This is a genomic window from Aeromicrobium sp. MLTX1 (assembly GCF_046452335.1).
Classification (GTDB): Bacteria; Actinomycetota; Actinomycetes; order Propionibacteriales; family Nocardioidaceae; genus Aeromicrobium.
On sequence record NZ_JBKFDN010000001.1, the window covers coordinates 649,627 to 670,902 of the forward strand.

Here is a 21,276-nt window from a genome sequence, read left to right on the forward strand (position 1 = left end):
GTGGATCCCGCCCTGGTGCTGCTCGTCGCCGCGTGCGCGTTCGCGACGTCGGCGCTCACCGCGGTCCTGGGATTCGGCGGCGGCATCGTCCTGCTGGCCGTGCTCGTCGCGTTCCTCGACCCGCTGGTCGCGATCCCGCTGCACGCCGCGATCCAGGTGGTCTCGAACGGCACCCGCACGATCGTCCGGCGACAGGACGTGGACTGGCGCATCGTCTGGCGGACCTCGCTGCTGCTCCTGCCCGCCGGCCTGCTGACTCTCAGCCTGGCCCGGCAGGCGCCCGACGCGGTGCTGCAGATCGCGATCGCCGTCACCGTGCTGGCCGCGACCTGGCTGCCCGTGTGGCTCTCGAGGCCGCTGCCCGCGCCCAGCTCGGGCGGCTGGATCGCGATGGGCGGCGTCCTCGGTGCGCTCAACCCCGTGGTCGGCGCCACCGGTCCGCTCGCCGCACCGTTCTTCCGCGCGGGCACCCGCGACCGCCTCGGTTTCGTCGGCACGTTCGCCGCGTCGCAGGTGGCCGGACACTTCGCGAAGCTCGTGCTGTTCGGCTCGATCGGGCTGCTGCCCGCCGCCCAGGCACCGGCGGCCGCGGCCGGCATCGTCGGCGTGATCGCCGGCACCTGGGTGGGCAGTCGCGTCCTCGACCGCATGCCCGAGCGCCGCTTCGACCGGATCTACCTCGTGGCGATCACGGCCGTCGCGGCCTGGCTGCTGCTCGACGCGCTGGCCTGAGACTCAGCTGTCGCCGGGCCCGGGAGGCCGCGGGGTCGACGTGTCGCCCTTGAGCGCCTTCCACGCGACCTTCTCGCAGGACGCGTCGACGGTGGCCGTGCCCACGAGCCCCTTGTAGGTCAGGAACGTCACGACGTCGTACCCGTCGCCGCAGTCCACCCGGGCGCCGCGAGCCACCTGGCTGATGGTGAACTGGTCGTCGCCCGGCCCGCCGGAGGCCTGGTCGGAGTCGCTGACGCCGATCGTGTCGTTGCCCTCGTCGCCGCGGACCGTGTCCACGCCGACGTCGCCGGACAGGATGTCGTCACCCGGTCCGCCGTCGACGATGTCGTCCCCCGAGCCACCCTTCACCAGGTCGTGGCCGGCGCCGCCATAGAGCCAGTCGGCGCCCTCGTCGCCGTCGAGCCAGTCGTCTCCGTCACCGCCGTCGAGTCGGTCACCTTCGGTGCCGCCCGTGAGCGTGTCGTTGCCCAAGGCCCCGTAGAGCTCGTCGGCTCCCGCCTCGCCGTGCAGTCCGTCGTCACCGTCCCAGCCCTGGAGGATGTCCTGCCCGTCCCCGCCGCTGAGGCTGTCGTGGCCGGCGTCGCCGCGCAGCCAGTCGTCGCCGGCGGCGCCCAGGAGCTGGTCGTTGCCGTGCTCGCCGCCGAGGCTGTCGTTCCCGCCCTCGCCGAAGAGCCGGTCGTCCCCGCCACTGCCGAGCAAGGCGTCGTTCCCCTCTCCGCCGTAGAGCCGGTCGACGCCCCCGAGCACCGCGTCGCTGTCGGCGTCGCCGATGAGCGTGTCGCTGCCCGGTCCCCCGTAGACGGTGTCGTCGCCGCCGAGCGCCGCGGTGTGGTCGTCGCCGCCGAGCAGCTGGATCGTGTCGGCCTCGTTCGTGCCGTCGAACCAGTCCGGTCCCTCGGTGCCGGTGAGCGTGGCCGCGAAGGCCGGCGCGCCCATGGCGAGCACCGCGGCGGCGGCCAGGCCGGCCGGCCAGAGACGGCGCCGACGGCTGGCGGCATGCATGGATGAGCTCATCTGATCCCCCGATCGAATGACGCCGCCGACTCCCTGCCGGCGCGCGTGAGTGGGCTCAGCGTATGGCGTCCGGGAGGCGGCGCAAGCGGAGTCAGAGGGCGCCGTGACGGTCGGCCACCGCGCGAGCCTCCTCGCGCAGCGCCTGGACGCAGAACCGCACGCTCGGCCGCTCGAAGCGGTCGGGGCGCAGGACGGCCGTGATCTCACGCCGGGCGCGGATCCCGACGAGCGGCCGAGTGACGAGTCCGTTGTCGCGCGTCCGCGTGGTGAAGCGCGGCAGGATCGCGATGCCGTGTCCCGCCGCGACCACCGCCTCGACCACGCCGTTGTCGTCGAAGCGCTGGGCGATGCGCACGGACTCGCCCGTGACCGCGACAAGCTGCTGCAGCACGCGGTCGTAGGGGTAGCCGTGCGGGGCGCCGATCCACGTCTCGCCCACCACGTCCTTGGGCGACAGACTCGCCTTCGAGGCCAGGCGGTGATGCTCGGGGAGGGCGACGTCGAGAGGCTCGCGCATGAGCGAGACCAGCTGGAGGCCCCGCTCGTGCCACTCCTCGGTGGCGGCCGGGGAGTCGGCGACGACGACGTCGAACTGGGCCACCATGTCGAGCACGTCGAACCGGAGCGTGGGGTCGCGGTCGGTGCAGATGAGGTTCACGGCGGGCTCCGCCGTGACGCGCGAGAGCAGGCCCGGCAGCAGCATCTCGCCGCCGGTCGGGAAGACCGTGAGCGTGACGTCGCCCGCCGGCCCGCCGAGGTACTCGCGCCACCTCGCCTCGGCGCGCTCCAGCGCGACGGCCACCTCGGTGGCGGTCTCCGCGAGCGCGCGCCCCGCGGCGGTGAGCCGGACCCCGCGCCCGGCGGGCTCGAGCAGGGGCACGCCGGCCTCCGCCTCGAGCAGCTTGAGCTGCTGCGACACCGCCGAGGGTGTGACGTTCATCTCGTCGGCGACGGCCCCCACGGTGCCCCGCTCGGCCAGTTCCCGCAGCATTCCAAGGCGTCGAGGATCCATGTAGACAAACTACACGTTAGGCATAGTTTCGTTGGATTGTGCTTGACAATTGAACTGTCCACAATGGAGGAAACGAAAGGAGCTGCACCATGACCTTCCTCGCCCTCTCCGGCGCTCTGGCCCTCGTCGCCGGCACGGTCCACACCGCGTACCTCGTGGCCACCGACGGCCTGCAGCGCGTCCCCGCGCGTCGCGCCTGACGCACCCTTCCGAAACCGACCCGGCTCCCCCGCGGAGACGGGTCGTTTTTCTTTGCCCGGAACCGCTTTTGCGTGCGACCGACACGGGACTACCATGGAGTTACTGGCCAGTAGAACCCGCCAGTAACACTGGCAGTCCCCTTTCCCGGAGGTCCCACGGCCCATGAGCCACTACAAGAGCAACCTGCGCGACGTCGAGTTCAACCTCTTCGAGCTGTTCGATCGTCAGTCGATCCTCGGCGCCGGCCCCTTCGACGAGGTCGACGTCGACACGGCGAAGAGCATCCTCTCCGAGGTCGAGCGCCTCGCGCGCGAGGACCTCGCCGCGTCCTTCGTCGACGCCGACCGCAACCCGCCGGTCTTCGATCCCGCCACGCACACCCTGACGCAGAACCCCGCGTTCAAGGAGAGCTACCAGAAGTGGATCGACGCCGAGTGGTGGCGCCTCCAGCTGCCGACCGAGCTCGGCGGCCAGCCCGCCCCCTCGTCGCTGGTGTGGGCGATGGGCGAGTTCGTGCTCGGCTCCAACCCCGCCATCTGGATGTACGGCGCCGGCCCGGCCTTCAGCCGCGTCGTGTGGGAGAACGGCACCGAGCGCGACCAGAAGATCGCGCAGATCATGATCGACCGCAAGTGGCTGACCACGATGGTGCTCACCGAGCCCGACGCCGGCTCCGACGTCGGCGCCGGCCGCACCAAGGCCTTCCAGAACGAGGACGGCTCGTGGCGCATCGAGGGCGTCAAGCGCTTCATCACCTCCGCCGTGAGCGACCTCGGCGAGAACACGATGCACCTCGTGCTCGCGCGTCCCGTCGGCGTCGAGGGCGTCGGCGGCCCGGGCACCAAGGGCCTGTCGCTCTTCCTCGTCCCCGAGCACCACTTCGACCACGAGACCGGCGAGCTGACCGGCGAGCGCAACGGCGTCTACGTCACCAACGTCGAGAAGAAGATGGGCATCAAGGTCTCGGCCACGTGCGAGGTCACCTTCGGCGACCCGCAGCTCGGCGGCCAGGCCACCGGCTGGCTGCTCGGCGAGGTGCACGACGGCATCAACCAGATGTTCCGGGTCATCGAGAACGCCCGCATGATGGTCGGCTCGAAGGCGATCGCGACGCTGTCGACCGGCTACCTCAACGCGCTCGAGTACGCCAAGGAGCGCGTCCAGGGCGCCGACCTGACCAACCCGGCCAAGGACGCCCCGCGCGTCACCATCACGCACCACCCCGACGTGCGCCGCTCGCTGCTCACGCAGAAGGCGTTCGCCGAGGGCCTGCGCTCGCTCATGCTCTACACGGCCACGTTCCAGGACGAGGTCCAGATCAAGAAGGAGTCGGGCGAGGACGCGAGCCTGGCCGCCGCGGTCAACGACCTGCTGCTGCCGATCGTCAAGGGCTACGGCTCCGAGCGCTCGTGGGTCCTGCTGGGCACCGAGTCGCTGCAGACGTTCGGCGGCTCGGGCTTCCTGCAGGAGTACCCGCTCGAGCAGTACGTCCGCGACGCCAAGATCGACACCCTCTACGAGGGCACCACGGCGATCCAGGGCCAGGACCTGTTCTTCCGCAAGATCGTGAAGGACCAGGGTCGCGCCCTCGGCTACCTGTCCGAGCAGATCAAGTCGTTCATCGACAGCGAGGCCGGCAACGGTCGCCTCAAGGTCGAGCGCGACCTGCTCGCCCAGGGCCTCGACGACACCACCGCGGTCATCACGGCGATGTTCACCGATCTCATGGCCTCGAACCCCGCCGACGAGAACGGCGACATTCGCAACGTCTACAAGGTCGCGCTGAACACGACGCGCCTCGTGTACGTGCTCGGCGACCTCGTCGTGTCGTGGCTGCTGCTGCGCGGCGCCGAGGTGGCGCAGGCCAAGCTCGACGCCGGCGCCTCGGGTGCGGACAAGTCGTTCTACGAGGGCAAGGTCGCCGCGGCGTCCTTCTTCGCCAAGACGGTCCTGCCGCGCCTCGCGGCCGAGCGCGCGATGGCCGAGGCCGTCGACCTCGACGTCATGGAGCTCGACGAAGCGGCCTTCTGAGCCAGCCTCGCTCGCACGGCGCGGATCCCCTCGGGGTCCGCGCCGTGCGCGTTCCGGGGAACTCGTCGCCGCTCTCCACTTTTGGAGCGGGATGCACGCTTTCCGGCGCGCGAACGGTGCAACTCGTTCCACAAGTGGAGAGGGGGAGGTCGCGCGGGGTGGCGGGCGCCGCGGGTGAGTCCCTCTAGGCTGGGCGGGTGGAGTTGACCCGACGACGCTGGTACCTGGTGGCGGGCCTGCTCGCCGCGCTGGCGTGGATCGCGGGCACCGCGTTCGCGGCCTCCGCATGGGACCCGCTGCGCGAGGCCGAGGTCGTCCCCGTGGGCCAGCCCATCCAGGCGAACGGGTCCGACGACCTCGCGGTCCTGACCGACCTCCCGCAGGCCGAGCGCGCGATCTCGTGCGTCGCCCGCACCGGCAAGGAGCGCACCCCGGTGCCGCCCGCCACCGTGGACATCGTGGTCGACAGCGACGGCAGCCGCTGGCACCTCATCGGCGTCCTGCCCGACGCCCCCGACGAGACGCGCATCGTGTGCCGTCCCGACGACAAGCAGACCGACACCGCTCGCTACGGGACCGCCCTGGTGGACCTCGAGAGCCGGGTCGGGACGGGCCGGGCGATCGCCTGGACCGGGCTCATCGCGGGACTGGGGCTGGCCGGTGCCACCCTGACCGCACGCACCCGCAGGATCCTCGCCCATGACTGACCTCAGCCTCTACGTCGCCGCCTGGCGGCAGTCCGCCGACGCCGTGCTCGCCCTCGAGCCCGCCGACTGGGACGTCCCCACCGACCTGCCCGGGTGGACCGCGAAGGACGTGCTCGCGCACCTGGTACACCTCGAACGCGTGATGGTGGAGGGCGAGACCGACGTGATCGGCGGCGGCAGCGTCCCGGCCGACTACACCAACGCCGGCGTCGCCGCCCTGCGCGACGTGCCGGTGGAGCAGCTGCGCGCCGACCTGGCCGATCTCGTCGCCCGGCGCGCGAAGACCCTCGAGGAGCTCCCCGACCCGCAGGCCGCCGCCGTGAACACGCCGGCGGGCGTCGAGTGGACGTGGGACGTCGCGCTGCGCAACCGGGTGATCGACCTGTGGTCGCACGAGCAGGACATCCGCCGCGCCGTGGGACTGCCCGGAGGCCTCGACGCGCTCGGCGCGCAGGTCACCGTGGGCACGTTCGCGGCAGCGCTGCCGTACGTGCTGGGCCGCAAGGCCGGGGCGCCGGCCGGCAGCGTCGTGCGCTGGGTCGTCACCGGTCCGGTCCCGCTGGACTCCACGATCGGCGTGGGCGACGACGGTCGCGCCCGCCGCACCGACGCCGAGCCCACCGCCACCGTGCGGATGGACACCGAGGCGTTCGCGATCCTCGGGTCCGGTCGCCGCGGCCCCGACGGCGTGGAGGTCGAGATCGAGGGCGACCAGGAGCTGGCCGAGCGCGTCCTGGGCGCCATGGCCGTCACCACCTGATGCGTCCCGGGCCGGCAGTCCCCGTCGCGCGGCTGGTCCGCCTGGCACGACGCGGCCTCGCCCGGCTCCAGGGCAGCCCCGGCGCACCGCGAGGGTTCACCGCGGCCGCGGCCCTGCCACCCGAGGTGGCGCGCCGGCTGCGCGAGCGCATCGAGCAGCTGACCCCCGCGGAGCGTCGCGCGCTCGACCCCACGAGCCACCCGCGCGACTTCCGCCAGCCCAACGACACCTCGTGCGGCGCGGCCTCGCTCGTCGTGTCGCGGATGCTGCACGACGAGGCCTACGCGCTGTGGGTGACCGCGGGCCACGACGTCCGCACCGGCACCACCGACGCCGCGCCCTTCGCCGATCGCTGGCTCGCCGAGGTCGTGCGGATGCACCGCCGCGTCTCCGGCCTGCGCGACCACGACGGCGACCTCCAGTGGCCGTGGCTGCGCGTCGTCGGCACCTCCCCGTGGGGCGCTGCGCGGCAGATGACCGGCGAGGGAGGCTCGGGAGTTCCGGGCCGCGAGTACACGGCGCGCACCCTGGACCCCGAGGACCTCGGCTCCGCCTTCGACCTCGTCCTGGCGGCCGTCGAGGCCGGTCACACCGTGCCGCTCTACGTGGGCGACGAGGTCCGCCCGGCGCACGTCGTGCTGGCCGTGTCCGCCCGTGACGGCGCGGTGCGCGTCTTCGAGCCGAGCGCGGGCCACCTCGTGCGGGTCGACCGCGAGGCCTTCGCCGGCGCGACCCTCCGCCTCGGCGGCTGGTCCGTGCCGTGGTTCGCGGTGCTGCCGGGCTGACTGGGGCACCTTCGGGCACACTCGGAGCCATGACCTGGAGCACCGAGGACATCGGCGACCTGACCGGGAGGCGCGTGCTCGTCACGGGCGCCACGAGCGGCATCGGCACCGAGACCGCGCGCGAGCTGCTGCGCCACGGCGCCGACGTCACCATCACGGCGCGCGACGACCGGAAGGCCGCGGCCACGGTGGCCGACCTCGGCGGTGACGTCGAGGTGGTGGCGCTCGACCTGGCCGACCTGCCCGGCACGATCGCCGCGGCCCAGCAGGTCGTGGATGCGGGCGAGCGCTTCGACATCCTGGTCAACAACGCGGGCGTCATGGTGCCGCCGTTCACGCAGACGATGGACGGCTTCGAGCTGCAGATCGCCACGAACCACCTCGGGCACTTCGCGTGGACCGCCACGCTGTGGCCGCTGCTGCGCGAAGGGGCGACGCGCGTCGTGACCGTCTCGTCGCTGGCGCACTCCGCCACCCGGGGCATCGACCTGAGGTCACTCGAGCCGAACGGCGACCCGCGCCGCTACAGCCGCTGGCGCTCCTACGCCGAGTCGAAGCTGGCCAACCTGCTGTTCATGAAGGAGCTCGACCGGCGGGTCAAGGCCGTCGGGCTCGGACTGGTGTCGGTCGGGGCGCACCCGGGCCTGACCTCGACGAACCTGACGAAGACCACCGGGTTCGCGATGCACCACCTGGCGGGCGCCTTCAGCCAGTCCTCGCGGGCGGGCGCGTGGCCGTCGCTGCGAGCCGCGACGGATCCCACGTTCACCGGCGGCGAGTACGTCGGACCCGCCAGTCTGCGCCAGACCCGAGGACGCCCGAAGACGGTCGGCATGACCTCCGCGGCCCGCGACGAGCGCCTCGCCGCCGAGGTCTGGTCCGCCAGCGAGTCCGCCACCGGCGTCGTCTTCGAGGTCTCCTGAGCCGACCCCTCGGCTCCGACCCGGGTCGCCGGGTTGCCAGTGCCGCCGAGTGGCGCAAACCGGGGTCGCGAGTGGCGCGGAATCGCCCGCCACTCGGCGAGTGGCGGGCGATTCCGCGCCACTCGGCGTCACCGGGGCAAGCTGGAGGTCGGCATGACCCCCCCCCCCGACCCGACGGCGGGTGGGGTCAGCCGAGGCCGGCGTGGCGGGCCCAGCGCTCGGGGTCGTCGCGCACCATGCGGGCGCGGGTCCTCACCCGGTAGCGCCAGACCTGCACGAGGCCCAGTCCCCACAGGACGTACTGGAAGCTCATGGCGGCCTTGTAGTTCTGGTCGGTGTGGTCGAGGATCACGCCGACCGCGACCACCGTGACGAGGCTGGCCAGGAACCCCGCCTGGTTGACGATCCCGGTCGCGGCGGAGAGCCGGTCCAGCGGGTTCGAGGTGCGCACGAGGTCGAAGCCGATCATGGCGGCGGGTCCGCCGACGCCCACCGCGATCACGAGCACGACGAGCAGCCATCGGGGCGCGTCGCCGGGCCAGGCGAGGACCGCCGTCCACGCGCCCATGATCGCCAGCACGATGCCCATCACGAGGGTGGACCGGTGCCACGGATGGCTCGCGATGACGCGCCCGAGCACGGGTCCGGCGAACATGACGGCGACGACCATCACGGTCAGCAGCGTGCCGGCGAAGGTCTCGGAGGTGTGCTCGCCCTCGACGAAGAACGGGTAGCCCCACAGCAGGCCGAGCACGGTCGAGCTGAACTGCGTCACGAAGTGCATCCAGAAGCCGAGCCGGGTCCCGGGGTGCTCCCACGAGTCGGCCAGCGAGCGCCGGATGTTGGTCCACGACAGCGCGGGTCCGCGCACCGAGCGGGAGTGCGGCTCGTCGCGCACGCGCAGCAGCACCGCGAGCGTGATGATCAGGCCGAACGAGGCGGCGAGCAGGTACGCCCGCGTCCAGCCGAGCGTGCTCAGCGCCCACGTCATGGGCACCGCCGCGACGATCGCGCCCAGCTGGCCGATGGGGCCGGTCATCAGCGTGATCTGGGGGATCTGGCGCGGCGAGAACCACGAGTTGACGAGCCGCAGCAGGCACACGAACGTCATCGCGTCGCCCATGCCGACGAAGAACCGGGCCAGGAGCGCGGTCGGGTAGGACTCGGCGAACGCGAACGCGGCCTGCGACAGCGTCAGCAGGATCGCGCCGGCCAGCATCACGGCGCGTGGACCGAACCGGTCGACCGCGAGCCCCACCGGGATCTGCATGCCCGCGTAGACCAGCAGCTGCAGCATCACGAACGCCGAGAGCTGCGCGGCGCCGATGTCGAAGCGCTCGGAGGCGACGAGGCCCGCGACGGCCAGCGAGGAGCGGTGGAAGACCGCGAGCAGGTAGGCCGCCAGCCCGATCAGCCAGACGGTGTAGGCGCCCGGATGGTGTCGGTCCTGGACGCTCACCGATCCAGTGTGCGCCTGCAGCGCTGGGCGTGACGTTCCGGGGGTCGATTTGCCGTTCTCACCCCGCGAACGTCACGCCCAGCGCTCTCAGAAGGCCAGCGCGAGGCCCGGGTCCTCGAGGATCGCGGCGACGTCGGCGAGGAAGCGCGAGGCCTGCTCGCCGTCGGCGACGCGGTGGTCGAACGTGACCGCGAGCGTCGTGACCCAGCGCGGGACGACCTCGTCGCCCACGACCCACGGCCGCTTCGCGACCTGGCCGAGCGCGAGGATCCCCGATTGCCCCGGCGGCAGGATCGGCGTGCCGCCGTCGATCCCGAAGACGCCGATGTTCGTCAGCGTGAAGGTGCCGCCGGCCATCTGGTCGGGCTGGATCCGCCCGGCGCGCGCGGTGGCGACGAGCTCGTCGATCGCGCGACCGAGGTCGGGCAGCGCCAGGCCGTCGGCCTCGCGCACGACCGGCACCACGAGCCCGCGCTCGGTGGCCGCCGCGATGCCGAGGCCCACGGAGGCGGGGTGCTCGATCGTGGACTCGTTCCATCTGGCGTGGAGGTCGGGCGTGCGTCGCAGGGCGAGGCAGACCGCGCGGGCCGTCAGCAGGGTCGTGGTGACCCGGACGCCCTCGAACCGCCGGTCGCACTTGAGCCGCTCGACGAGGTCGACCGAGGCCGACACGTCGACCGTGACCCACTCGGTGGCCTGCGGGACGGCGACCGAGGCGATCATCGCCTCGGCCGTCGCCCGCCGCACCCCCGAGACCGGAGCCGCGGTGACGGCGTCGGCGCCGTGGCCGCGGGCGAACGCCTCGACCTCCGCCCGCGTGACGACCGCACCGCTCGACGGCACCTGCGTCAGGTCGACGCCGAGGTCCTTCGCGAGCTTGCGCACCGGCGGCTTGGCCAGCACCCGCACCGAGGCGCGCGGGGCGCTCTCCGTGGCGGGAGTGGCACGGTTCCGCCGGCGGCGGCGACCCGTGCTCGGGCCGTAGCCGACGAGGACCTCCAGCTTCTTCTCCTCGGGGGCCGGTGCCTCGACGGGCTCGTCGGCGACCGGCGCGGCCGCCGCCTCGCCCGACCCGATCCGCACGATCGGCGTGCCGACAGAGACGGTCTGGCCCTCGGAGACCAGCAGCTCCTCGACCCGGCCCGCGAACGGGCTGGGCAGCTCGACGATCGACTTGGCCGTCTCGATGTCGACGAGCGGCGCGTTGACCGCGATCTCGTCGCCCACCTTCACGTGCCACGTGACGATCTCGGCCTCGGTGAGTCCCTCGCCGACGTCGGGCAGGCGGAACTCACCGGACGTGAGCGTGCTCATCAGAACTCCCCCGTGACGTCGACGGCGTCGAGGATCCGCTCGACGCTGGGCAGGTGGTCGTGCTCGACCCGGCAGGGCGGATACGGCATGTCGTAGCCCGTGACGCGCTGCACCGGGGCTTCCAGCGAGTAGAAGCACTCCTGCGTGATCCGCGTGGAGAGCTCGGCGCCGAGGCCGAGCGTGCGCGCGGCCTCGTGCACCACGACGACGCGCCCGGTGCGCTTGACCGACTCCATCACCGGACCGAGGTCCAGCGGCGAGAGCGAGCGCAGGTCGATGACCTCGAGCGATGCCTCGGCCTCGTCGGCCGCGGCCAGGCACGTCTTCACGACGGGCCCGTAGCCCACGACCGTGACGTCCGAGCCCTCACGGGCGACCCGGCTCTCGTGCAGGCCGATGCCGGCCTCGTCGCCGACCTTCCCGGTGTCCCAGTAGCGCTGCTTCGGCTCGAGGAAGATCACCGGATCGTCCGACGCGATCGCCTGGCGCATCATCCAGAACGCGTCGTGCGCGTTCGACGGCGCCACCACCGTGAGGCCCGGCGTCATGACGAACTGCGCCTCGGGGCTCTCGGAGTGGTGCTCGACCGCGCCGATGCCGCCGCCGTAGGGGATCCGGATGACGAGCGGCACCGTCACAGCGCCCTCGCTGCGGAACCGGAGACGCGCCACCTGGTTCACGATCTGGTCGTAGGCCGGGTAGACGAACCCGTCGAACTGGATCTCCACGACCGGGCGGAACCCGCGGTAGGCCATGCCGACCGCGGCGCCGACGATGGCGGACTCGGCCAGGGGCGTGTCCATCACCCGCTGGTCGCCGAAGTCCTTCTGGAGGCCGTCGGTGACGCGGAAGACGCCGCCGAGCCGGCCGATGTCCTCGCCCATCAGGACGACCTTCGCGTCGTCGTCCATCGCTGCTCGCAGGCCCGCGTTGAGGGCCTTGCCGATGCTCAGCTCCATGACCGCACCTCCTCGCGCTGGGCCACCAGATCCGGTGGCAGGTCGGCGTACACGTGCTCGAAGAGCGCCGCGAGATCGGGATCGGGCAGGTTGCGGCATACGTCGCGCAGGTGGGCGCCGAGCTCGTCGGCCTCTGCCTGGACCCGGGCGTCGAACTCGGCGAAGCCGGGGTCGGTGCGCTCGAGCAGGGTCCGCAGCCGCAGCAGCGGATCGCGCTCGGCCCACGAGTCGGCCTCGTGCGGGTCGCGGTAGCGGCTGGGGTCGTCCGACGTGGTGTGCGCGCCCATCCGGTAGGTGACCGCCTCGATGAGGGTGGGCCCGCCGCCCGAGCGCGCCTTCGCCAGCGCCTCGGAGGTGACCTGGTGCACGGCGAGCACGTCGTTGCCGTCCACCCGGACGCCCTCGAAGCCGAAGCCCGCGGCCCGCTGCGCGATCGGCACGCGGGTCTGGCGCTCCAGCGGGATGCTGATCGCGTAGTGGTTGTTCTGGCAGAAGAAGACGACCGGCGCGTGGTACGACGCGGCCCAGGCGAAGGCCTCGTTCGTGTCGCCCTGGCTGGTGGCGCCGTCGCCGAAGTACGTGACGACCGCGTCCTCCTTGCCCTCGAGCGTGAGGCCGATGCCGTAGCCGACGGCGTGCAGCGTCTGGGCGCCGATGATGATCGCCGGCAGCGCGTAGCCGTACCGGGCGGGGTCCCAGCCGCCGAGGCTCGTGCCGCGGAAGAGGCTCAGCAGCAGCGCCGGGTCGAGTCCGCGGCACCACGCGACGGCGTGCTCGCGGTAGGACGGGAAGACGAAGTCGTGCGGCGCGAGCGCCCGGCCGCTGCCGATCTGGGCGGCCTCCTGGCCGAGCATCGGGGCCCACAGCCCCAGCTCGCCGTGCCGCTGCAGGGCGAACGCCTCGGAGTCGATGCGCCGGGCGAGCACGAGGTCTCGGTGGAACCCGCGCAGGTCCTCGGGGGTGAAGTCGTGCGCCGCGACGAGCTCGCCGTCTGGCGCCAGGGTCTGGGAGATGGGTAGGCCCATGACTGCCTCCTTGCCGGGGGCGGGATCACCGCCCTCATGACACGGCCAGCGCTCGATGGTGGTGAGCGGGCGACCGTCGATGTGACAGGCATCACATCTGCTCCGAGGCTAGCAGGTGCGGCGGCGCCCCCGGCGGGCGACTGAACGAGGTTTCCTGTCACTTCGCGAGGTTCGCGAACCTCGCGAAGTGACAGTTTCCCCGGTTAACCGGGGAAACTGTCGGGGCCGTCAGCGGCGGAACGCGGCGGCGCGGGCGAGGAAGGCGTCGTTGATCTCGGGCGTGCCGATGGTGACGCGGACGCCCTCCGGGAAGGGGCGCACCGAGATCGGGTGGGCGTGCTCGGCGAACTCGGCCGAGCGCTCGCCGAGCGGCAGCCACACGAAGTTGGCATGGCTCGACGGCACGTCCCAGCCCTGCTCGCGCAGCGCGTCGAACACGCGGGTGCGCTCGGCGACGACCGCCTCGACCCGCTCCTCCAGCTCGGCCTGCGCGTCGAGGGAGGCGAGCGCGGCCGCCTGCGCGATGTCCGTGACGCCGAACGGCGGCAGCGCCTTGCGGATCGCCTCGGTGATCGCGGGGTGCGCCATCGAGTAGCCGATCCGCAGCCCCGCGAGCCCGTACGCCTTCGAGAACGTCCGCAGTACGACCACGTTCGCGTGCCGCGCCAGCGCAGCCGCGCCCGAGAGCGCCTCGGGGTCGCGCACGAACTCCAGGTACGCCTCGTCGACGACCACCAGCACCGTCGAGGGCACGCGCGCCATGAAGGCCTCGAACTCGGCCTCGGCGACGACCGGGCCCGTCGGGTTGTTCGGCGTGCAGACCAGCACGACCTTCGTGCGCTCGGTGATCGCGTCGGCCATCGTCGGCAGGTCGTGACGGTGGTCGGCCGTCAGCGGCACCCGCACCGACGTGGCGCCGGGCAGGTCCACCGCGATCGGGTACGCCTCGAACGACCGCCACGGGTAGACGACCTCGTCGCCCGGCCCGCACCACGCGTCGAGCAGCCCGAACAGCACCGAGACCGACCCGGTCCCGAACGCGAAGTGGTCCGACGACAGCCCGTGCCGCTCGGCGAGCGCCTCGCCCAGCGCGGTCACGCCCGGATCGGGGTAGCGGTTCATCCGCGCGAGCCCCGCGGCCGCGCGCTCGACGACGCCCGGCAGCGGCGGGAACGGGTTCTCGTTGCTCGAGAGCTTGTGGCTCTCGTCGAGGGCCGGACGGCCCGGGCGGTAGGCCGGGATGGCGGCCAGGACCTGGCGGGGTCGGGGGTCGGTCATGGCTTGACCTTACGACCGCCGGGTCGCCCTCACCGACCGGACGGCCGGTGCGAGAATCGTCCGGTGTCCCAGCCCCACGTGCGCCTCGGGTTCGCGCTCGTCGTCACCGCCGCGGTGTTCTTCGGCATCAACGCCGGCGTCACCCGCATCCCGATGGAGGCGGGCCTGCCGACCTCCACGTACACGACCATCCGCGTCACGTTCGCGTTCCTGACCTTCCTCCTGCTCGCGGTGGCGTTCGACCGGTCGGCGCTGCGTCCGCCGCGCGGGCGCGACCTGCTGCTGATCGTCGCGCTCGGCGTCGTGGGCGTCGCGTTCGTGCAGTGGACCTACAACGTCGCGATCATGCGGCTGCCGATCGGCGTGGCGCTGCTGCTGGAGTACCTCGCCCCGGTGCTGGTGGTGCTCTGGGTGAGGTTCGTCCGGCGCGAGCCGGTGCACCCGCGCGTGTGGCCGGCGATCGGACTGGCCCTCGTGGGCCTCGCGCTCGTCGGCCGCGTCTGGGACGGGCTGAGCCTCGACGGGATCGGCGTGCTGGTCGCCCTCGCGGCGGCCGTGTGCTTCGCCGCCTACTTCCTCATCGGCGAGGAGCTCACCGCCACCTCGGCCGAGCCGCTGACCGCGCTGCGCACCGTGGTCTGGTCGTTCGGCGTCGGCGCGATCGTCATGAACCTGCTCGGTGGCTGGGAGGGCTCGAGCGCCCTCGCGAACGACGCCTCGATGCTCGGCCGCCTCTCCGACGTCACGATCCCGGCGTGGGCTGCGATGGTCTTCGTCGTGGTGTGCGGCACGGTGCTGCCGTTCTTCCTCTACCTCGCGTCGCTGCGCCACCTGTCGAGCTCGAAGGCGTCGGTGACGGCCATGCTCGAGCCGGTCGTCGCGGTGATCGTGGGATGGCTCTGGTTCTCCGAGACGCTCGACCTGCTGCAGACGATCGGCGTCCTCGCGGTGGTGTCCGGCATCGTGCTCGCGCAGACCGCCCGTCATGTCCCGGCGGAGGAACTGCCTCCGCCCCTCTAGGGTGAGACGCATGGAACGCTTCCTGTCCTCCTGGTTCGTCAGCAGCGTCGCGCTCGCCCTCGCAGCCCTCCTGCTCGGCAGCCACATGACCATCGGCGACGCCGACGAGACCACCGTCAACCGCGTCCTGGCGCTCGTGATCGTGGGCCTGGTGTTCACGCTCGTGCACCTGTTCGTCGGCCAGATCGTCAAGCTGCTCACGCTGCCGTTCATCGTGCTGACCCTCGGCCTGCTGCTCGTCGTCATCAACGCGCTCCTCCTGCTGCTGACCGAGTGGATCACCTCGGCCTTCGGCGTGGAGTTCGGCGTCGACGGCTTCTGGTGGGCGTTCCTGGCCGCCATCGTCATCTCGGTCTGCCAGTCGATCCTGTCGGCGATCCTCGACTGATGCCGCGCCGTGTCGCCCTGGTCTGCCTGGGCAACATCTGCCGGTCCCCCATGGCCGACGTCGTGCTGGAGCGCCAGCTCGCCGAGGCCGGCGTCGACGACGTCGAGGTCTCCTCGTCGGGCACCGGCGACTGGCACGTGGGCCAGCCGATGGACGAGCGCGCCGCCGCCACCCTGACCGCGGCGGGCTACGACGCCACGCGCCACCGCGCCCGCACGTTCACCGCCGACTGGTTCGACGAGCAGGACCTCATCCTCGTGATGGACTCCTCGAACCACGCCGACGTGCTGGCGCTGGCGACCTCGGACGACCACCGCACGAAGGTGCGGATGTACCGCTCGTTCGACCCCGAGGCCGACACGCCCGACGCCGAGGTGCCCGACCCCTGGTACGGCGGGCCCGAGGGGTTCGACGAGGTCCTCGCGATGGTCGAGCGCACGTCCCGCGAGATCGTCCGCCACCTCTCCGACACCGCGTGACCACGCCCTGCCTGCGGCTCGTCACGCCGGACGACGCCGACGAGCTCGCCGCGGTCTACGTGGCGAACCGGGAGTTCCTCGCGCCCTGGGAGCCCGTCCGCGAGGACGAGTTCTTCGAGTCCGACAGCCAGCGCGCCGCGATCGAGCGCATGCTCGCCGAGCACGAGGCCGACCGGATGGTCCCGTTCGTGATCCTGGGACCCGGCGGCGAGATCGCGGGACGGCTCACGCTCAACAACGTCGTCCGCGGGGCCTTCCAGTCGGCGTCGGTGGGCTACTGGGTGCGCGAGGACATGAACGGCCGCGGCCTGGCCACGCGCGCCGCTCGCGAAGCGGTCGACCATGCCTTCACGGCGCTGGGACTGCACCGCCTGGAGGCCGGGACCCTCCTGCACAACGTGGCCTCGCAGGCGGTCCTACGCCGGGCCGGGTTCACCCCGTTCGCCGTCGCGCCCGACTACCTGAGGATCGCCGGACGCTGGCAGGACCACCTGCTGTTCCACGCCTTCACGCCATCGCCGCGTCCCTGACCGCTGAGGGCTCCGCACTGGTCACCGGGCGGTAAGTTCAGGGCATGGCACGAATGGCGGGAACCGCGGCGTTGGCCGAGCAGCTGCTGGAGGTCGCCGTGGTGTCGACGACCTCGGTGGCCGGCGGCGACATCTGCACCACGACGCGACTGCGACTCACCGACGGGCGCAGCGCCGTCATCAAGACCCGTCCCCAGGCCCCCGCGGGCTTCTTCACCACTGAGGCCGAGGGCCTGCGCCGACTGCGCGCGGCCGGCGGCGCTCCCGTCCCCGAGGTTCTCGCGGCCGACGACGAGTGCATCATCCTGGCCTGGATCGAGCCCACGAAGCCGTCGGTCGACCTCGCCGAGTCGCTCGGGCGCAACCTCGCCGCGACGCACTCCTCCGGAGCGGGCGGCTTCGGCGCCGACCACGACGGCTGGATCGGGCTGGCCCCGCTGCCCAACCGCCCCTCCCCCACGTGGGAGGAGTTCTACGCCGGCCGGCGCGTCATGCCCTACGTGAAGGCCGCCGCCGACCGCGGCTCGCTCTCGCTCGAGCAGGCCGCCGTGATCGAGAAGGCGATGAAGCGGCTGCCGTCGCTCACGGCCGATCCCGAGCCGCCGGCGCTGCTGCACGGCGACCTCTGGTCGGGCAACCTCGTGTGGTCGTCCGACGGCGTCCACCTGGTCGACCCGGCCGCGCACGGCGGTCACCGCGAGACCGACCTCGCGATGCTCTCGCTCTTCGGCGCGCCCCACCTCCAGCGGATCCTCGACGCGTACCACGAGGCCGCTCCCCTCCAGGACGGCTGGATGGACCGCGTCCCGCTGCACCAGCTGCACCCCCTGCTCGTGCACGCGGTGATGTTCGGCGGCGCCTACGGGGCGCGGGCCGCCGCGGCCGCCCAGAGCCTGCTCGACGGCCGGGCGTGAGGAGCGCGACATGAGGATCCTCGTCGTCGACGACGACCGCGCGGTGCGCGACTCGCTGCGCCGGTCCCTGGAGTTCAACGGCTACACGGTCGAGGTCGCCGGCGACGGCGCCGAGGCCCTCGCCAAGGTCGCCCAGTCGGGCCCCGACGCGATCGTGATGGACGTGATGATGCCGCGGCTGGGCGGGCTCGACGCCACCAAGGCGCTGCGGGCCGCCGGCAACGACGTGCCGATCCTCGTCCTCACGGCGCGCGACGCCGTCAGCGACCGCGTGGACGGTCTCGACGCGGGTGCCGACGACTACCTCACCAAGCCGTTCGCGCTCGAGGAGCTGCTCGCCCGCGTGCGGGCCCTGCTGCGCCGTGGCGGTCGCTCCCGAGACGACCTCGACGACGAGCCGGCGCTGACGTTCGCCGACCTCACCCTCGACCCGAACACCCGCGAGGTGCGCCGCGGCGAGCGCTCGATCTCGCTCACCCGCACCGAGTTCGCCCTGCTGGAGCTGTTCATGCAGCGGCCCAAGCGCGTGCTGGAGCGCTCGTTCATCCTCGAGGAGGTGTGGGGCTTCGACTTCCCCACCACCGCCAACTCGCTGGAGGTCTACGTCGGCTACGTCCGGCGCAAGCTCGAGGCCGAGGGCGAGTCGCGCCTGCTGCACACCGTCCGCGGTGTCGGCTACGTGCTGCGGGAGACGCCTCCGTGACCGTCCTCGACCGGATCCACGCACGCGCCCACACGCTGCTGGAGCCGATCACGAAGCGGCTCTCGCTCGCCGGTCGCGTCGCCCTGCTGACCACCGCGGCCGTCGCCACGGTCCTGACGATCATCAGCATCAGCATCTTCGTCCTCGTGCGCCAGGAGATCGTCGGCGCGCTCGACGACTCGATGACCAAGCGCGCCCACCAGGCCGTGAAGGCGGGCTACACGCCGCAGAACCTCACGGTGGACGAGGCGAACATCCTGGCCATCGCCGGCATCCAGCTGCTGACGATCAAGAGCGGCGGCGGGGAGTTCCTCGTGCACTCCGAGGACGCGTTCCCCTACGACAACCGTGAGCGGGAGGTGGCGCTGGGCATCGCCGAGACCTCCGCCCGCACGGCGCACGTCGACGGCGTCACCTACCGCGTCGTCGCGGTGCAGGCCGGGCCCGGGCAGGCGTTCATGCTGGCCCAGTCGATGGAGTCCACCCGCCGCGCGCTCGAGCGGCTCTCGGTCGTGCTGGTGCTGTCCACGCTGTCGGGCATGATCCTGGCCGGCGTCGCGGGCTGGGCCGTCGCCAGCAACGGCCTGCGCCCGGTGCGCCGCCTCACCAGCGCGATCGAGCGCGTCGCCGAGACGCAGGAGCTCACCCCCATCGAGGTGCCCGGCAAGGAGGACGAGCTGGCCCGGCTGACCCGCTCGTTCAACGCCATGCTGCTGGCCCTCGACGCCACGCAGCGCCGCGAGCGCCAGCTGATCGCCGACGCCGGCCACGAGCTGCGCACGCCGCTGACCAGCCTGCGCACCAACATCGACCTGCTCCGCCAGGCCAGCAGCCAGCCGGAGCGCCGGCTCGACGCCACCGCCTACCGCGAGCTCATCGACGACGTGGGCGCCCAGCTCGACGAGCTCTCCACGCTCGTCAGCGACCTCACCGAGCTGGCCCGCGACGAGCCGCTGCACCGCGACCCCGAGCCGCTCGACCTCGCCGACGTGGTGCGTCGGGCGATCGACCGCGTCGAGCTGCGCGCCGCGAGTGCCACGTTCGACGTCCTGCTCGAGCCCACGTGGGTCGTCGGCGACAGCCAGCTGCTCGAGCGCGCGGTCACGAACCTGCTCGACAACGCCGTGAAGTGGAGCCCGCCGGACGGCACGGTGCGGGTGCGGCTGAGCCACGGCACCGTCACCGTCGCCGACGAGGGCCCGGGCATCGCGCCCGAGGACCAGCCGCGCGTGTTCGACCGCTTCTACCGCTCCACCGAGGCGCGCACGCTGCCCGGATCGGGCCTCGGCCTGGCGATCGTGCGACGTGCGGCCGACCGCCACGGCGGCACCGTGAGCGTCGCCTCCACCCCCGGCGAGGGCGCCACGTTCACGTTCCGGATCCCTCCGGACGAGGCGTGACCCCGGGAGCGGTGAGTCCTCAACCGAACGGGACCTCGGTACGGTTGACGACGCACCGTCAGCGCGCGGGAAGGGTTGACAGCGCACCGCTCAGCCAGGGTGTCGGGGCGCGGGGTTTGAAGGTGGCGCCCAGCACGTTCACAAGCAACTCTCAGGTCCTCGCGGGAAGGTTGAACCATGACAGACCAGCGTGATCCGTACGCCGACCGCCCCTACGTGCCCCCGACGGCGCCGCAGGAGCCGCAGCAGCCCGCGCAGCAGGCCGAGACCGGTTGGCCCTTCTCCGAGCCCCGCGCCGACGAGCGCCGCGCCGAGGAGACCCGCGTTGAGGAGCCTCGCGCCGACGAGCGCCCCGTCGATCCGTGGGCGACCACGGACGACCACGAGCCGACGGTGTCGGTGAACGAGCCGACCCGCACCTTCGCCGGAGGCCCCGGCGACCCGAACGGCCCCACCGGGCCGGGTGGACCCAGCGGGCCCGCCGCCTTCGGCTACCCCGTCGCCTCCCCCGAGCCCCAGCCGCGCAAGAAGCGCCGCGCCGGCCGCCTCGTGGCCGCCGCCACCGGCGTCATCCTGCTGGCCGGCGCGTCCGCCGCCGGCGGCGCCGCGCTCTACGACGCGATGCAGGACGACTCCAGCACCTCGACGAGCGTCACCGGCACGTCCCTGGACCGCCCGGCCTCCTCGTCCGGCGCGCAGAGCGACGTCTCGGCGGTCGCCGACGCCGTCCTGCCCGCCACGGTGAAGATCAACGTCACCGGCGGCGGCGAGTCCGGCACCGGCACCGGCGTGGTCATCAGCGCCGACGGCAGCATCCTGACGAACAACCACGTCGTCGAGGCCGCCGCGGACGGCGGCTCGATCACCGTCGCGTTCAACGACGGCCGCATCGCGAAGGCCGAGATCGTCGGCCGCGACGTGGCCACCGACGTCGCGGTCATCAAGGCCGAGGGCGTCAGCGACCTGCCCGCCGCCACGCTGGGCGACTCGAAGCAGGTCAAGGTCGGCCAGACCGTCGTGGCGATCGGCTCGCCGTTCGGCCTCGAGTCCACGGTCACCACCGGCATCGTCTCGGCCCTCAACCGTCCGGTCTCCCCCGGCGACCAGAGCGCCGACGGCCCCAGCACGACGTTCCCCGCGATCCAGACCGATGCCGCGATCAACCCCGGCAACTCGGGCGGTCCGCTGGTCAACCTCGAGGGCCAGGTCATCGGCATCAACTCGGCCATCAACACCGGTGGCCAGGGCAACGGCTCGGTCGGCCTCGGCTTCGCGATCCCGATCAACCTGGTCAACAACGTGGCCACGCAGATCCTCGACGGCGACACCGTGGAGCACGCCCAGATCGGCGTCCAGGTGCGCAGCGCCACCGGCGACGACCAGGTCACCACGATCGGTGCCGAGATCGGCGAGGTCAGCGCCGGCGGGGCCGGCGACAAGGCAGGCCTGAAGGCCGGCGACATCGTCACCAAGGTCGACGGCAACCCGGTCTCCGACAACCAGGCGCTCGTCGCCACGGTCCGCGGCTACAAGCCCGGCGACACGATCGAGCTGACCGTCCTGCGGGGCGACAAGACCCAGGACATCAAGGTCGAGCTGGGCAGCGACGGCGGAGCCGCCGCTCGCGCCCAGGAGTGAC

The 21,276-nt window shown here is 72.5% G+C and carries 21 protein-coding genes; 14 read left to right on the forward strand and 7 right to left on the reverse strand.

Translation table 11 applies throughout. The features are described 5' to 3' along the window. Complete coding sequence (locus ACK99Q_RS03020; protein WP_410184759.1) at positions 1-732, forward strand: sulfite exporter TauE/SafE family protein; 732 nt, start codon at positions 1-3, stop codon at positions 730-732. A gap of 3 nt (positions 733-735) precedes the next feature. On the opposite strand, the gene ACK99Q_RS03025 is transcribed toward ACK99Q_RS03020, so the two are convergent. Both ACK99Q_RS03025 and ACK99Q_RS03030 read right to left on the reverse strand, forming a co-directional pair. Continuing rightward, positions 736-1,749 carry a calcium-binding protein gene (locus ACK99Q_RS03025; protein WP_410184760.1) on the reverse strand — a complete coding sequence of 338 codons (1,014 nt, stop codon included), beginning with the start codon at positions 1,747-1,749 and terminating at the stop codon, positions 736-738. Positions 1,750-1,840: 91 nt separating this feature from the next. Then, complete coding sequence (locus ACK99Q_RS03030) at positions 1,841-2,761, reverse strand: LysR family transcriptional regulator (RefSeq protein ID WP_410184761.1); 921 nt, start codon at positions 2,759-2,761, stop codon at positions 1,841-1,843. 363 nt (positions 2,762-3,124) lie between these two features. On the opposite strand from ACK99Q_RS03030, the gene ACK99Q_RS03035 reads away from it, so the two are divergent. The 5 genes from ACK99Q_RS03035 (at position 3,125) to ACK99Q_RS03055 (ending at position 8,168) form a co-directional block, all read left to right on the forward strand. Beyond that, positions 3,125-4,993 (forward strand): acyl-CoA dehydrogenase, encoded by a 1,869-nt coding sequence (locus ACK99Q_RS03035; RefSeq protein ID WP_410184762.1) that lies wholly within the window; start codon positions 3,125-3,127, stop codon positions 4,991-4,993. Positions 4,994-5,190: 197 nt separating this feature from the next. Continuing rightward, a complete protein-coding gene (locus ACK99Q_RS03040) occupies positions 5,191-5,700 on the forward strand; it encodes a hypothetical protein (RefSeq protein ID WP_410184763.1) in 510 nt (169 codons plus the stop codon). Continuing rightward, positions 5,693-6,460: a maleylpyruvate isomerase family mycothiol-dependent enzyme gene (locus ACK99Q_RS03045; protein ID WP_410184764.1), complete on the forward strand. Its 768-nt coding sequence runs from the start codon at positions 5,693-5,695 to the stop codon at positions 6,458-6,460. Before ACK99Q_RS03040 ends, ACK99Q_RS03045 begins: the two co-directional genes overlap by 8 nt. After that, positions 6,460-7,245 carry a hypothetical protein gene (locus ACK99Q_RS03050; RefSeq protein WP_410184765.1) on the forward strand — a complete coding sequence of 262 codons (786 nt, stop codon included), beginning with the start codon at positions 6,460-6,462 and terminating at the stop codon, positions 7,243-7,245. Before ACK99Q_RS03045 ends, ACK99Q_RS03050 begins: the two co-directional genes overlap by 1 nt. A gap of 29 nt (positions 7,246-7,274) precedes the next feature. Beyond that, the gene (locus tag ACK99Q_RS03055) at positions 7,275-8,168 is read left to right on the forward strand and encodes an oxidoreductase (RefSeq protein WP_410184766.1); all 894 of its coding nucleotides are present in this window, start codon (positions 7,275-7,277) and stop codon (positions 8,166-8,168) included. Positions 8,169-8,355: 187 nt separating this feature from the next. Here ACK99Q_RS03055 and ACK99Q_RS03060 read toward each other — a convergent pair whose 3' ends face one another. The 5 genes from ACK99Q_RS03060 to hisC form a co-directional block, all read right to left on the reverse strand. Beyond that, positions 8,356-9,627, reverse strand: a complete 1,272-nt coding sequence (locus ACK99Q_RS03060; RefSeq protein ID WP_410184767.1) for an MFS transporter — start codon at positions 9,625-9,627, stop codon at positions 8,356-8,358. A gap of 87 nt (positions 9,628-9,714) precedes the next feature. Next, entirely contained in the window at positions 9,715-10,941 is a 1,227-nt protein-coding gene (locus ACK99Q_RS03065) for a dihydrolipoamide acetyltransferase family protein (protein WP_410184768.1), read from the reverse strand. Then, positions 10,941-11,900 carry an alpha-ketoacid dehydrogenase subunit beta gene (locus ACK99Q_RS03070; RefSeq protein WP_410184769.1) on the reverse strand — a complete coding sequence of 320 codons (960 nt, stop codon included), beginning with the start codon at positions 11,898-11,900 and terminating at the stop codon, positions 10,941-10,943. The genes ACK99Q_RS03065 and ACK99Q_RS03070 overlap by 1 nt, the downstream gene beginning before the upstream one ends. Next, entirely contained in the window at positions 11,891-12,925 is a 1,035-nt protein-coding gene (pdhA, locus tag ACK99Q_RS03075) for a pyruvate dehydrogenase (acetyl-transferring) E1 component subunit alpha (RefSeq protein WP_410184770.1), read from the reverse strand. The genes ACK99Q_RS03070 and pdhA overlap by 10 nt, the downstream gene beginning before the upstream one ends. 228 nt (positions 12,926-13,153) lie before the next feature. Next, a complete protein-coding gene (gene hisC / locus ACK99Q_RS03080; protein WP_410184771.1) occupies positions 13,154-14,203 on the reverse strand; it encodes a histidinol-phosphate transaminase in 1,050 nt (349 codons plus the stop codon). A gap of 63 nt (positions 14,204-14,266) precedes the next feature. Here hisC and ACK99Q_RS03085 point away from each other — a divergent pair, with 63 nt between their 5' ends. The 8 genes from ACK99Q_RS03085 (at position 14,267) to ACK99Q_RS03120 (ending at position 21,275) form a co-directional block, all read left to right on the forward strand. Then, on the forward strand, positions 14,267-15,223 hold the full coding sequence (locus ACK99Q_RS03085; RefSeq protein WP_410184772.1) for an EamA family transporter: 957 nt from the start codon (positions 14,267-14,269) through the stop codon (positions 15,221-15,223). Positions 15,224-15,233: 10 nt separating this feature from the next. Next, on the forward strand, positions 15,234-15,611 hold the full coding sequence (locus tag ACK99Q_RS03090) for a phage holin family protein (protein ID WP_410184773.1): 378 nt from the start codon (positions 15,234-15,236) through the stop codon (positions 15,609-15,611). After that, positions 15,611-16,090, forward strand: a complete 480-nt coding sequence (locus ACK99Q_RS03095; RefSeq protein WP_410184774.1) for a low molecular weight protein-tyrosine-phosphatase — start codon at positions 15,611-15,613, stop codon at positions 16,088-16,090. The genes ACK99Q_RS03090 and ACK99Q_RS03095 overlap by 1 nt, the downstream gene beginning before the upstream one ends. Continuing rightward, positions 16,087-16,620, forward strand: a complete 534-nt coding sequence (locus ACK99Q_RS03100; RefSeq protein ID WP_410184775.1) for a GNAT family N-acetyltransferase — start codon at positions 16,087-16,089, stop codon at positions 16,618-16,620. Before ACK99Q_RS03095 ends, ACK99Q_RS03100 begins: the two co-directional genes overlap by 4 nt. A 44-nt stretch (positions 16,621-16,664) precedes the next feature. Next, complete coding sequence (locus ACK99Q_RS03105) at positions 16,665-17,534, forward strand: fructosamine kinase family protein (RefSeq protein ID WP_410184776.1); 870 nt, start codon at positions 16,665-16,667, stop codon at positions 17,532-17,534. A 10-nt stretch (positions 17,535-17,544) separates the two neighbouring features. Then, positions 17,545-18,237, forward strand: a complete 693-nt coding sequence (locus tag ACK99Q_RS03110; protein WP_410184777.1) for a response regulator transcription factor — start codon at positions 17,545-17,547, stop codon at positions 18,235-18,237. Beyond that, positions 18,234-19,637, forward strand: a complete 1,404-nt coding sequence (locus ACK99Q_RS03115) for a sensor histidine kinase (protein WP_410184778.1) — start codon at positions 18,234-18,236, stop codon at positions 19,635-19,637. Before ACK99Q_RS03110 ends, ACK99Q_RS03115 begins: the two co-directional genes overlap by 4 nt. A gap of 177 nt (positions 19,638-19,814) precedes the next feature. After that, complete coding sequence (locus ACK99Q_RS03120; RefSeq protein ID WP_410184779.1) at positions 19,815-21,275, forward strand: S1C family serine protease; 1,461 nt, start codon at positions 19,815-19,817, stop codon at positions 21,273-21,275. The last annotated feature ends 1 nt before the right edge of the window (position 21,276 follow it).